At 59.4% G+C, this 12,899-nt stretch carries 9 protein-coding genes; 4 read left to right on the forward strand and 5 right to left on the reverse strand.

Features of this window, described 5'->3' with window-relative positions:
- Positions 1-705, forward strand: a complete 705-nt coding sequence (locus BMZ32_RS06280) for a TadE/TadG family type IV pilus assembly protein (RefSeq protein WP_090240617.1) — start codon at positions 1-3, stop codon at positions 703-705.
- A gap of 119 nt (positions 706-824) precedes the next feature.
- Here BMZ32_RS06280 and BMZ32_RS06285 read toward each other — a convergent pair whose 3' ends face one another.
- The 3 genes from BMZ32_RS06285 to hslO form a co-directional block, all read right to left on the reverse strand.
- Positions 825-2,759 carry a RecQ family ATP-dependent DNA helicase gene (locus tag BMZ32_RS06285; RefSeq protein WP_090240618.1) on the reverse strand — a complete coding sequence of 645 codons (1,935 nt, stop codon included), beginning with the start codon at positions 2,757-2,759 and terminating at the stop codon, positions 825-827.
- 737 nt (positions 2,760-3,496) lie between these two features.
- Complete coding sequence (locus tag BMZ32_RS06290; protein ID WP_090240620.1) at positions 3,497-5,038, reverse strand: phosphoenolpyruvate carboxykinase; 1,542 nt, start codon at positions 5,036-5,038, stop codon at positions 3,497-3,499.
- Positions 5,039-5,198: 160 nt separating this feature from the next.
- Complete coding sequence (gene hslO, locus BMZ32_RS06295; RefSeq protein ID WP_090240622.1) at positions 5,199-6,086, reverse strand: Hsp33 family molecular chaperone HslO; 888 nt, start codon at positions 6,084-6,086, stop codon at positions 5,199-5,201.
- A gap of 215 nt (positions 6,087-6,301) precedes the next feature.
- Here hslO and BMZ32_RS06300 point away from each other — a divergent pair, with 215 nt between their 5' ends.
- Complete coding sequence (locus tag BMZ32_RS06300; RefSeq protein ID WP_090240623.1) at positions 6,302-7,096, forward strand: phosphatase PAP2 family protein; 795 nt, start codon at positions 6,302-6,304, stop codon at positions 7,094-7,096.
- Between the two features lie 42 nt (positions 7,097-7,138).
- On the opposite strand, the gene BMZ32_RS06305 is transcribed toward BMZ32_RS06300, so the two are convergent.
- Entirely contained in the window at positions 7,139-7,534 is a 396-nt protein-coding gene (locus BMZ32_RS06305; RefSeq protein WP_090240625.1) for an RNA-binding S4 domain-containing protein, read from the reverse strand.
- A 98-nt stretch (positions 7,535-7,632) separates the two neighbouring features.
- Between BMZ32_RS06305 and rimB the strand changes: the two genes are divergently transcribed.
- Positions 7,633-8,100 carry a retropepsin-like aspartic endopeptidase RimB gene (rimB, locus tag BMZ32_RS06310; protein WP_090240627.1) on the forward strand — a complete coding sequence of 156 codons (468 nt, stop codon included), beginning with the start codon at positions 7,633-7,635 and terminating at the stop codon, positions 8,098-8,100.
- Positions 8,097-9,002 (forward strand): 30S ribosomal protein S6--L-glutamate ligase, encoded by a 906-nt coding sequence (gene rimK / locus BMZ32_RS06315; protein ID WP_090240629.1) that lies wholly within the window; start codon positions 8,097-8,099, stop codon positions 9,000-9,002. Before rimB ends, rimK begins: the two co-directional genes overlap by 4 nt.
- A gap of 60 nt (positions 9,003-9,062) precedes the next feature.
- On the opposite strand, the gene BMZ32_RS06320 is transcribed toward rimK, so the two are convergent.
- Complete coding sequence (locus BMZ32_RS06320; protein WP_090240630.1) at positions 9,063-12,833, reverse strand: bifunctional diguanylate cyclase/phosphodiesterase; 3,771 nt, start codon at positions 12,831-12,833, stop codon at positions 9,063-9,065.
- Between the last annotated feature and the right edge of the window lie 66 nt (positions 12,834-12,899).

Below are 12,899 nucleotides of genomic sequence, written 5' to 3' on the forward strand. Positions count from 1 at the left end.
ATGTTCCGGCGAGCGCAGAAGGCTCAAGCAATGGTGGAGTTCCTCATCATCATCCCGGCGCTGATTTTGCTGATTTTCGGTGCCGTGCAAGCCGCATTGATCTACTCAACGAAAAACGGTCTGAACTACGCCACCTTTCAAGCTGCGCGGATTGGCGCCATGAACCATGCGCAGTACGCCGACATGCGTCGGGGTCTGCTGCGTGGCATGTATCCGATGTTCTCTCACTTCGATAACCCCAACACCCTCGAGCGCACCGCTGAAGAGGTCGACAACTTCGTCCTGATTACTCGTGTCAGCCCTGATAGCGCAGCCTTTGATGCATGGGCCGAAGGCCACGCAAACCTACTGGGTGATGGCGAGAATGTGGACGCCATTCCGAACGACAATCTCATGTACCGCCCCACCCAACAGAACCCGGTATCAATTCAAGACGCCAACCTGCTGAAAATCCGCGTTCAGTACTGCATGAAGCTGATCGTACCCATGGTCGATCACTTGCTCGTTTCGACGTCCAAGTACAACCATAAAAAAGTTGCCGGTAGCTTCCGCGAGGTGTCAGAAGCCACCACCGACGAATACAGCGATATCTGCCGCAGCCGGCGCGGTTTCGTGGTCAGTTCCGAAGCTACTGTGCGCATGCAAACGGCAGCGGTGGATAACACTGAGCAGTGCACAAGCGGTGGGCGCATGATCTGCCCCTGACAGCCCAGAAGATAAGCACAGGCGTTGTCGACGCGGAGCTAACCGGCCCCTCGCGCGGCTATCAGTGATGGATGCAGGGTATGCGTGGTCTGTAAATGGCCTAAAACCAAAGCGGTCGATCAGTCGTGCGCTCTATGGCGAGCGGCCCAGTCCCGTACCTCGGCGTAGGGATAATCCCCCAGCGCCGCGAAACCACTGAGCTGGCGAGCCTTGAGTTTGGTAAACAGCGGCACGCTGATGCCGCAGAGAAAGCGCGTCAAGCACTCAGCGCTGGGCTCATAATCTTTCAGCTCCTGATGCTTGCGCACAAAGCTGCCACACAGCTCATCCAAACTCTTCTCGCTGAGCGGCGCCAAAGCCGGCGGCGCCGGCAGGTGGGCAATCTGCCCACGGCATACCGAACAGTGCCCGCATTGTTGCGGCGCATTGGCGTCACCGAAGTACGCAGCCAAACGCTGGCTCAGGCACTGCTCGCTGGCAAACAGCGCGAGCATGGCGTGAATCCGGCGAATTTCGCTGGCTTCCTGCTGGCTGAAATAGCCGTGTAATTCGGCGCTCAGTGCCGCCGGATCAAACGCGGGGTCAAGCAGTGCGTAGACCTCGGTCATCTGCTTACTTTCCAGCTCGATCCAGCCCTTTTCCTGGAAGTAATCCAGCGCCTTGATCACCCGGCCGCGCTCGGCTTGGTGCTGCCCATAGAGCTGGTCGAAATCCACCGTGGACCAGGTGCGCGCGCGTTGTGAAGTACTGACCAGCGCCTCAACAAACTGCCGCCGCTCACCGTCGAATTTGGCCAACAGTGCCTCGGTTTCTAGCAGGTATTTGAAGCGGTATTCGGCGAAATAGGCGTAACGCGGGGCGATGATGCCACGCAGCTCTAACTGCACCAGCAGAGTTTTCAGCGGCAGCTGGCGAATATTGCTCTGCTCGGACAGCTGATTGAGCATCAGCTCCCATTCGCCGCCCTGGCTGCTACTCAGCAGCTCATCGAGCACACAGCGAATGCCGTCTAGCTCCGGCGTATCGCCGTAAACGAAGTTTTCCAGCACGTTGAGGCTGTCGCGGTTGGCCAGCACCAGGCAGTCGGATGGCTGGCCGTCACGCCCGGCGCGGCCGATTTCCTGGCTGTAGTTCTCGGTGGATTTGGGCAGGTCAAAGTGCACCACGTTGCGAATGTCTGACTTATCGATACCCATGCCGAAGGCGATGGTGGCGACGATGCAGTTAATCTGCCCCGCCATAAACTGGCGCTGTATCGCCTCGCGCGCCTCATGCGGCATGCCGGCGTGGTAAGCGCTGGCAGCAATACCGCACTGGCTCAGGCGCGCGGCCACTTGCTCAGCGGTTTTTTGCTGGGTCACGTAAACAATGCTCGGCTGCTCAGCTTTGGCGCCCAGCCATTGCTGCAAACGCTGCTGTTTATCGGCACCGCTGACCGGCTCGACCAGCAAATTGAGGTTGGCGCGGTAGAAACCGGTGGTGACCACATCATCTGCCGCGATAGCGAACTTCTTCTGCATATCGGCAATCACCGGTGGCGTCGCCGTGGCAGTGAGCAGTAACACCTGGGGAATGCCGAACTGGCGCTGGTAATCCGGCAGTTTGAGGTAATCAGGGCGGAAGTTGTGCCCCCACTCGGAAATGCAGTGGGCCTCGTCGATCACCAGCAAAGAGATCGGTACCTGGGCGATGAAGTTGCGAAAACGCTCGTTCTTCAGGCGCTCGACCGAGATCATCAGAATCTTCAGCTCGCCGGATTTCGCCCTGGCCATTACCGCACTGGCCTCCTCGCGGCTTTGCGCCGAGTCGATGCTGGCGGCGCTGATGCCTCGGCCATGCAGAAACGCCAGCTGATCCTGCATCAACGCCAATAAGGGCGAGACCACTAGGGTCAGGTGCGGCAGGTGCAGTGCCGGCAACTGGTAGCACAACGACTTGCCTGAACCGGTGGGGAAGATCGCCGCCGCCGAACGCCCCGCCAGCACGGCAGTCACCACCCGCTCCTGACCTGGGCGCAGTTGCTGAAAGCCAAATACGCGTTCGAGGGTACTCATAGCGGTTACTCCATTGACCGCATCGGCGGTAAACAACAATTAAGACCTACAAGACATTGCGCTATTGCCAATCCAACTAATGCAGCCGGGATTGCTGGGGTACATTGGATGCATGTAGGTAAAGAAAGGGAACGAGTATGCAGGTATCTGGTTTCAACGGCAGCTTGCCGGTTACCAACTAGATCGCTCATCAGGGCCAAATGGCCGTACCACATCACTCCAACAACACGGAGTGGCGCCTGCAAATAGCGGGCTGATGGGAACAACGGTTGGTAGCATGCCTGTTCGCCGTGAGCTGTGCCGACCAAAGGCTAACGCTGCCATACAACTCGAAAGCCCCAGCGCTGTCCGTGACACATCGACACCTATCTGGCGCTAGCCAGCCATGCACAAGTCGACAGCCACGGGGTACAAGCACTGGAAATAGCCTGAGTTGCCAGCCCGTTAGTTCTGAGGCCCGAATCAACTACATAGCCACACTGAGGCCGTGAAGAGCGGCCACCCGAACAAGATGCAATGCAACGTAAACCACGTGCTTAATCTGCTTACAGATACGCACAAAAAGCCACCTCAGGGTGGCTTTTCCGTTTCTGACGATCCTATTCGTTGTGGGAGCGGCTAGCCGCGGCAGCCCTGAGAAGCTCGCCGCTAAAGCGCCGCCTACAGCCCATCACATTGATTTCTCATGCATAAAAAAACCGCCGGTGAAGGCGGTTTTTCAACGTACGAGCTACAGCTTAGAGCTGTGGACCCGCGTTACGGATGGCGGCGGACACGTCGAACTTTTTGAAGTTCTCGATAAACAAGCCCGCCAAACCTTTAGCCGCTTCGTCGTAGGCGTTCTGATCTGCCCAGGTGTTACGCGGGTTGAGCAGGTTGGTTTCAACACCTGGCACCGACTTCGGCACGCTCAGGTTGATGATCGGCAACTGCTCGGTTTCAGTACCGATTAGTGCACCGCTTTGAATAGCCGCGATCACGCCACGGGTGGTCGGGATGTTGAAACGCTTGCCCACGCCGTAGCCACCACCGGTCCAGCCAGTGTTAACCAGATACACCTTGGAACCGAAGCCGCGGATGCGCTTGATCAGCAGCTCAGCGTATTCGCCGGCTGGACGCGGGAAGAACGGTGCGCCGAAGCAGGTGGAGAAGGTCGACTTGATGCCGCCGCCGCTGCCCATTTCGGTGGAGCCAACCAACGCGGTGTAACCGGAGAGGAAGTGGTAAGCCGCTTGCTCTTCGTTGAGGATCGACACTGGTGGCAACACGCCGGTCAGGTCGCAGGTCAGGAAGATCACGGCATTCGGCTCGCCGCCGAGGTTCTTCTCGCTGCGCTTCTCGATCAGTTCCAGCGGGTAGGCGGCACGGCTGTTCTGGGTCAGGCTGTCGTCGGCGTAGTTCGGTACGCGATTCTCATCGAGTACGACGTTTTCTAGCACGGCACCAAACTGGATGGCTTTCCAGATCACCGGCTCGTTCTTCTCAGACAAGTCGATGCACTTGGCGTAGCAGCCGCCTTCGATGTTGAACACCACGCCCACACCCCAGCCGTGCTCGTCGTCACCGATCAGGTAACGGCTCGGGTCGGCGGACAGGGTGGTCTTGCCGGTGCCGGACAGACCGAAGAACAGGGTTACGTCGCCTTCTTCACCAATGTTGGCAGCACAGTGCATCGGCAGTACGTCAGCGTCCGGCAGCAGGAAGTTCTGTACGCTGAACATGGCCTTCTTCATCTCACCGGCGTAACGCATGCCCGCGATCAGAACCTTTTTAGCGGCGAAGTTGATGATCACACAGCCGTCAGAGTTGGTGCCGTCACGCTCGGGGACGCACTCAAAGTTGGCCACGTTGAGTACTTGCCATTGGTCTTTGCTCGCCGGATTGAACTGCTCCGGGTTGATGAACAGGCAACGGCCGAATAGGTTCTGCCAAGCCGTGGCAGTGGTCATCTTGACCGGCAGGTAGTGCGCATCGGCAGAGCCTACATGAACGTAGGAGACGAAGCTGTCTTGGGCATCGGAGAACGCCTGTACGCGGTCCCACAGGGCGTCGAACTTGTCGGCCGGGAACGGTCGGTTGATCGCGCCCCAGGCGATTTTCGCCTCGGTGCTCGGCTCTTGCACGATGAAGCGGTCAGCCGGCGAACGACCAGTGCGATGGCCAGTGCGAACAACCAGCGAGCCATTAGCGGCCAGCTCGCCTTCACCGCGACGAAGGGCTTCTTCGACCAGTTGGGCGGCGCTGATGTCAGTGTGCACGGCGTTGTTGGCTTGCGTCATGTGGGTCCCCGTCGGCCAAGCGGCCGAGTCTTCCGAACGTTTTGTAGTAGAAAGTGGCGCACTACTACAGCGAAAAAAGTGCGCCGGATTATGCCAGAAAAGCCGGCTGCAGGTGCAGCTCCTGATCAGATCACCGCGGCGCGGTTTGCGGCTATTTGTCTCAGTGGCGCGTATCCGATGGTTCGTCACTGCTGCCATCGATAAACAACTGCAGTACGTCGGCCGCATCAAACAGGTAGCGCTCGTTACAGAACTGGCAGTCGATTTCCACGCGGCCACCATGCTCCTGCACCAATGCCTCAGCGTCGGCCTGACCGAGGCTGATCAGCGCACGGCTGGACCGCTCACGCGAACAGCTGCAACCAAATTGCAGCGGGCGCGGCTCGAACAAACGCAATGCTTCTTGGTGATAGAGGCGGTGCAGCAAGGTTTCGTTATCCAGACCCAGCAGCTCTTCAGCCTTGATGGTATCGGCCAGGGCGATGGCATGCTGCCAGCTGGCTTCGCGCTCATCGGCTTCCTTCAAGCGGTCGGCCGGCAACTGTTGCAGCAGCAGACCACGGGCGCCCTGGCCGTCGGCACTGAGCCAGAAACGCGTGGGTAACTGCTCGGAGGTGGCGAAGTAATTGGTCAGGCAGTCGGCCAAGGTTTCACCCTCAAGGTCGACAATGCCCTGATAACGCTGCCCAGCTTTAGGGTCAACAGTCATGGCCAGCACGCCATCGGGCATCAGCTCAGGCAAGCTGGCATCAGCGCCAATCTGCTCAGCGTGATACCGCGCGATCCCACGCAACTCGCCTTCGCTAGAGCACTCAACCATCAGCAACGGCACCGCACCAGAAGAGCGCGCCTGGAGGATCAGTAGACCCTCGAATTTTATTGTGCCAATCAGCAGAGAGGCTGCGGCCAGCAGCTCACCCAGCAGCTGAGCGACCGGTTGCGGGTAGCTGTGTTTGGCCAGCACATGGCTGTAGCTGTCGTTCAGACCGACCAGCTCACCGCGGATATCGCTGTCGTCGAACAAGAAGCGTTGGGAAAAATCAGGCATGCCAACTTCACTGGATGAGACTCGGCCTGCGATTTTAGGCGCAAACGCCCGCCTGACCAAGCGCCTCTTATCTATCAGCCTTGCCGACGAAAACTATCGACGGCTACGTGCATCACAGTTATCGACAAAATGAGGCCCGAATCTTTGCAATCCGCAGACTGAATCCCTAGGATTCCCGCCGCATTAAGCCCTACCCATGACAAGGATGCCTCTGCATGATCCGCCCCGTTATCAATGATCAATGGCGCACTCGCCCATTGCTCGCCTGCCATATTGCCGCCCTATTGCTGCTCGCCAGCTGGGTATGGACGCCGAGCCGTGCGCTCTGGGATCAATTCGATCTGCAATTTTTCGACCTGCTCAATCAGCCCTTACATGACACTGGCCTGTGGGCAAAAACCTGGGCGATTGGCAGCATGCGGCCGGTCGATATGGGCGTTGGCGTGCTGATGCTAGCCGTGATGCTCAAGGCCGACCTAGTATTCAGCGGCGCACAGGTGCGCAAAGCGCTGTATGCCTTCCTAGCGACACTGATCATCATGCTGCTGTTTCGCGTCGGCTTCGCCGAGCTGGTCAAACTGATGGGCTGGCAGCGCCCGAGTGCATCCTTAGTGGTGGAAGGCGCGGCGCGGCTGACCGAGTTGTTCCCCGGCTGGGAAGAGCGCTGGGACATGAAAGACAGCGCTACCCGCAGCTTCCCGGGCGATCACGCCTCAGTGCTGCTGATCTGGGCGATGTTTATGAGCTTCTTCGCGCGTAACTGGCGCTTACTGTTGATCTGGGTAATGGCCTTGGTGTTTATGCTGCCACGCCTAGTGGCCGGCGCACATTGGGGCTCGGACGCCCTGGTTGGCGGTGTATTCCTCGCACTGCTGGGCCTGGCCTGGGCCTGCTTCACACCTTTTGCCTACAAGGCCAGTGAGTGGCTGGAAGCGGCCACTCAGCCGCTGACGCGCTTGCTCAGCAAACTCCCGCTACTGGGCCGTTTAAGCGTCATCAGCGGACGCTAGCCTGAGCTGACCGGCGGTTAGCCTTGTGCCAACCGCCGCGCTTTATTCTTGATTGTCGCGAAACTGATGCAGCTGCCGCCGTTGCTTCTTGCTCGGCCGGCCATCGGTCTGCATACCCAAGGCGCCGGCTTTGCGCTGCGCCGCCGCCTGCTCGCGGCGCTCAACACTGTCAGGCGTTTCCGCATACAAGGCTTGCGCTTCCGGTGCACCGCGGCGCACCACGGACAGCGCCTGCACGACCACGCTGCGCTCATCGAAACCGTTACGAATCAGGTAAACGTCGCCGACTTTCGGCTCTTTACCCGGCTTGCAACGCTCGCCGCGGTGATGCACCTTGCCGCCCTCGATGGCGGCCTTGGCCAAGGCGCGGGTCTTGAAGAAACGCGCCGCCCACAGCCATTTATCCAGGCGCACCTTGTCGTCATTTGTATCGCTCATCGAATCCTCACTGTTCACGCGGTGCAGGTGGACATTTTGCCTGATGCAGTTGTCATAAGGGCCAACTAGAATGCGCGCAAATATGATGGATGGGCCCTTTGAAGACATTTGACCAATTGGGTGTGATCGGCCTGCGCGAATGGATCAACCTGCCGCAGCTGGGCATGGTCGGCCTGCGTGCCAAGATCGATACCGGTGCCAGCACGTCCTGCCTGCACGCCAGCGATATCCAGCCATTCGATCGCGATGGCGAGCCTTGGGTACGTTTTACCGCACACATTGGCACCCTGGTACAACGTCGGCATCGCTGCGAGGCACCGCTGGTTTCGCTGAAAACCATTAAAAGCTCAAACGGCCACAGCCAGTCACGCTATGTGATCCGCACCCATCTGACCCTGGGCGAGCGCGAATGGCCGGTGGAGTTCACCCTGACGTGCCGCAAGACCATGCGCTACCGCGTGCTGCTAGGCTCAAAAGCGCTGATAGCCGGACAGTTGCTGGTCAACCCAGCGCTGACTTACGTACAAAACAAACCCATTCTTGCTGACTCATCTGGTGCCCAATGAAGATCGCCGTGCTGTCGCGCAACCCGCGCCTGTATTCAACCCGCCGCCTGGTCGAAGCCGGACAAGCGCGGGGCCATGAAATGGTGGTGATCGACACCCTGCGGGCCTATATGAATATCGCCAGCCATAAGCCGCAGATCCACTACCGTGGTAAACCGCTAGAGGGCTTTGATGCGGTGATCCCGCGCATTGGTGCGTCGGTGACCTTTTATGGCTGCGCGGTGCTGCGTCAGTTCGAGATGATGGGCGTGTTCCCGCTCAACGAATCGGTGGCCATCAGCCGTTCACGCGACAAACTGCGCTCACTGCAACTGCTCTCGCGGCGCGGTATCGGCTTGCCCGTAACCGGTTTCGCGCACTCCCCGGATGATATCGCCGACCTGATCGAGATGGTCAACGGTGCACCCCTGATCATCAAGCTGCTGGAGGGCACCCAGGGTATCGGCGTGGTGCTGTGCGAAACCCAGCAGGCCGCCGAGTCGGTGATCGAGGCCTTTATGGGCCTCAAGCAGAACATCATGGTGCAGGAATACATCAAAGAAGCGGGCGGCGCCGATATCCGCTGTTTGGTCATAGGCGATAAGGTCATCGCCGCGATGAAACGTCAGGCCAAGCCAGGCGAGTTCCGCTCCAACCTGCACCGCGGCGGCAGCGCCAGCCTGATCAAAATCACCCCGGAAGAGCGCATGACCGCGATCCGTGCCGCCAAGGTCATGGGCCTCTCGGTGGCGGGCGTGGATATCCTGCGCTCCAATCACGGCCCGCTGGTGATGGAAGTCAACTCATCCCCCGGCCTGGCCGGTATCGAAAACACCACCGGCAAGGATGTTGCTGGGATCATCATCCAGTACATCGAGAAGAATGGTGGCCCGCACCTGACTCGCACCAAGGGCAAGGGCTGATACACGCTTAGGCGAAAGCCCGGCCAAGGATGGCCGAAATGTCGAAACGCAGACTCAAGCCTACCGCGGGTGCCGCTCCACCCAGGCGAGAAAATCCGCCTCCCTAAGCGGTCGACTAAAGTAATAACCCTGTCCCAGCGAGCAGCCCAGCTCGCGCAGACAATCGAGCTGGGCCTGGCTTTCGATACCTTCGGCGATGCACTCCAAACCCAGGTTGCGGGCAATCACCAGGATGGTCTGCACCAGCATCAGGCCGCTGCCATCTTCACCGTCCATGTCCCAGGTAAAGCTACGGTCGATTTTCAGACGGTCCAGCGGTAAGCGCTTGAGGTAGGTCAGTGAGGAATAGCCGGTGCCGAAGTCATCAATGGCAAAACGCACCCCCAGCGCCTTGAGCGCCTGCATATTGCTGATGCATTGCTCGACATCCTCCAGCAACACACCCTCGGTGATCTCCAGCTCCAAGGCTGCAGCCGGCACCTGGTGTCGCTGCAAACACTCACTGATGCGCGCTACGCAACCGCGCTGGCGCAGCTCACGCGGGCTGAGGTTGACCGCCAACACCAGCTGCGGCCACTGCGGCAACCAACGCGCCAGTGCTGCACAAGCATGCTCCAACACCCAATTGCCCAACTCTTCGATTAACCCGGTCTCTTCCGCCAGCGGGATAAAATCGCCTGGCATAATCTCGCCACGCTCCGGGTGCACCCAACGCAGCAACACTTCCGCGCCAGTAATCTGCTGGTTGGCCAGGCTTAACTGTGGCTGGAAGACTAAATACAGCTGATCACGCTGCACCGCCTGGCGCAGGTCGCTCTGCAGTTGCAGGCGCTGATCGATGGCAGCCTGCATCTCAGGAGCAAAGAAGTGCAAGGCGTTGCGCCCGCCCTGCTTCGCTTGATACATGGCGGTATCCGCCTGCTTCAGTACGTCGGCGGCCACTTGGCTGCCAAACGGATGCAAGGCAATGCCGATACTGGCGCTGATCGACAGCTCATGGCCATCAATCCAGCAGCTGCCCACCAGACTTTTGAGCAGTTTCCCCGCCGTGATTGCCGCAGCTTCGGCCGCCAGTTGTGGGTTGCTGTCTAGCCCTTCAAGCAGCACAACAAACTCATCACCGCCCATGCGCGCCAGCGTGTCTTCGGCCCGCAAACCACTGGCCAGGCGCACGGACACCTCGCGCAAGAGGCCGTCGCCCACCAGATGTCCCAGGCTATCGTTGACCGTTTTGAAGTGATCGAGATCGATAAACAGCAGCGCACCGAGCGTGTTTTCACGCAGCTCACGGCTCATCGCGTGCTGCAGGCGATCAAGCAGCAAGCGCCGGTTGGGCAGGCCGGTAAGCTCATCACTGAACGCCAGTCGCTCAATCTCACGCTGATAGCGCTGACGATCGGAAATATCAGTAATGCTGCAACGAATCATCACCGGCTCACCGGGCATTAGCACCAGGCGCACTTCGCAGGGGATTTGTCGGCCTTTGCTATCGCGGTAAAGCCAATCGAACACTGGGGTTTCGCCGGCTATCGCGCGATGCAGGTAGACCCGACCTAACTCAGAGGTCAACTGACCATCCGCCTGTTTGTTCGGGCTGAGCTCATACACATGCTTGCTAGCAATGTTATCGCGGGTATAACGCAGCAGACGCAGGGCATTGTCGTTGCACTCGACAAAGCTGCCACTCAGGTCATACAGCATGATGGCCTCAGGCGCATTCTCGACGATGGTACGGTAGCGCGCTTCGGCCTGCAGACGCTGGCTGATGTCCTCGACCAACAGCAGGAACATCCGCGCCCGACCGTTGCTGTGGCGCACCGCACGCAGGCTCACCCGTGTGTGCACCAGGCTGTCGTCGGCACGGCGAAAGCGTTTTTCCAACTCGAAGCCTTCACGACTGCCGCTGAGTACTTGGTCGAGCAGCGGCTGCTCGACCAGCAGCTCGTCTTCCAGTGACAGTTCGTTCCAGCTGCACGCTAGCAATTGCTCGCGGCTGCGCCCAAGAATGCTGCAGAGCTTGTGATTGACCTCATCCCAGGCAAGAGTCGGGCTGGTCAATGCCATGCCGATTAACGGCGCTTCGAAGAACAGCCGCAGGCGCTCATCACGCTCGCGCAGTTGCTGTTCGGCGTACTTGCGCGCGCTGACATCTTGCAGGGCTCCATAGACCCTCACCAGCCCGGCGTCGTCGCGCTCGGAAATACCCCGAATGCGCAGCCAGCGGGTTTTACCCTTGCCCGTTAACAGGCGTACTTCAATATCAAATTGCTCGAGGCCATCAATTAGCTGCTGCAGTGTTTGCTCGGCAAGCAAGCGCCCACTGGCATCCAGGTAACTCAAGGCGCTGTCCAAGTCCGGGGTGAAGTTTTTCGGGTCAAGCTCATAAATGCGAAAACACCCGGCACTCCAATCCATGCTCTTGTCGGCCACATTCAGCACCCAACCACCGAGGTTGGCAATGTGTTCGGTCTGGTTAAACAGGTGGCTCTGTTTGAGCAACTCATCACTCTGCGAGCGTACCTGACTTGCCAGTTGCTCACGGGCGGTGACATCACTTTGCAGGGCAACGAAGTGGCTGATGCCCTGCTCATCACGCATCGGTGCGAGGGTAATCTGATTGCAAAACTGCTGACCGTTCTTGCGATAGTTGCGCAGCACCACATCGCAGCCCATGCCCTCATGCACCGCCTTGCGCAAACGGTTAAGGTCCTGTTGCTGCTGGTCATCGCGCAACAGAAAACTCCAGCTGTTGCCCAAGGCCTCATCGCGGCTGTAACCGCTAATCTGTTCGAAGGCCGGGTTGCAGTAGATCAGCGGCAACTCAGGCTGTCGGGCATCAGCAATAATTACGCCCAGCGGGCTGGCCTCCAGGGCCAAATTGGCCAGCGCCAACTGTTGCTGCATCTGCGCGCTGCGCGCCAGCGCCTGACGCAGGTCACTCAAGCTGCGCCCCACCAGCAGCGTGGCGAGCATAAACAACAACACACTGACGTGCAGTTCCAAGCGCTGCGGGTCGAGCCAGGCCGCCGCATCCCCCAGGCCCCGCAGCAACGGTAGGATCAACATCATCAACACGCTGAGCACCGCGCCGCAGATACTACCGGCAAAGCCCCAGACCAGCGCCAGCGCCAGCATCATCAGGCCAACCAGCGGTAAATTCAGGGCCAGCGGCAGCAATCCAAGCAGCCAGGGCATGCCCGCTAAGAGCAATAACAGCAATGGCCAAGGCGGCACCTGACGCAGCACCTCAGGCACCTGCTGGCAACCGCTCAGCACCGGCGCGGCCAACCAGCCTCGGCGGCGCATCCAGGGCGTCAGGTAAACCAGCAATGGGATGCTGATGGCCAGAGCCGTCAGGCTATCGGCCAACCACAGGGTCATGCTGCCCGCAGGCACATGCTCCAGCAGCGCATGGTCAAACAGCCAAAGGTTGCCTTGCACCCCAAGCGCCATGGGCATGACGGGCAGCAGCACGCCTAGCGGTACAAAGCGCAGCAAATGGCTGAGGTCAGGCAGGGCGGGATCAAATGGACGCAGGCGTAACATCGCCCAAGCCAGTGCTACGCCTAGGGTTTCTGGCAAGGCATACACGGGCGCCCATTGCCATTCGAGACCCCAGAGCGGAATCGACAACATGGCATTGAGGTACACCGCCAGCAGCACGCGCGGCCCCCACCACAGGGCAAAGACCAAGGCCAGGGCAAACGGTGGATACCAGAGCGCCGCGCCGTCAGTGAACTGAGTTGCGAGGGCAAGCCAAGTGGCCAGGTAGAGCAATGGTAGCGGCAGCAACCAAGTCCATAGCGAGAGGCGGTGTGGAACGACAGGCATGCGGACCTCATGTCGTGGCGCTGATAAAACAGGACTCAGCGTAACAGGGTCAGCATGCCAAGGGGC

It is taken from the genome of Pseudomonas guineae, from assembly GCF_900113745.1.
GTDB lineage: Bacteria > Pseudomonadota > Gammaproteobacteria > Pseudomonadales > Pseudomonadaceae > Aquipseudomonas > Aquipseudomonas guineae.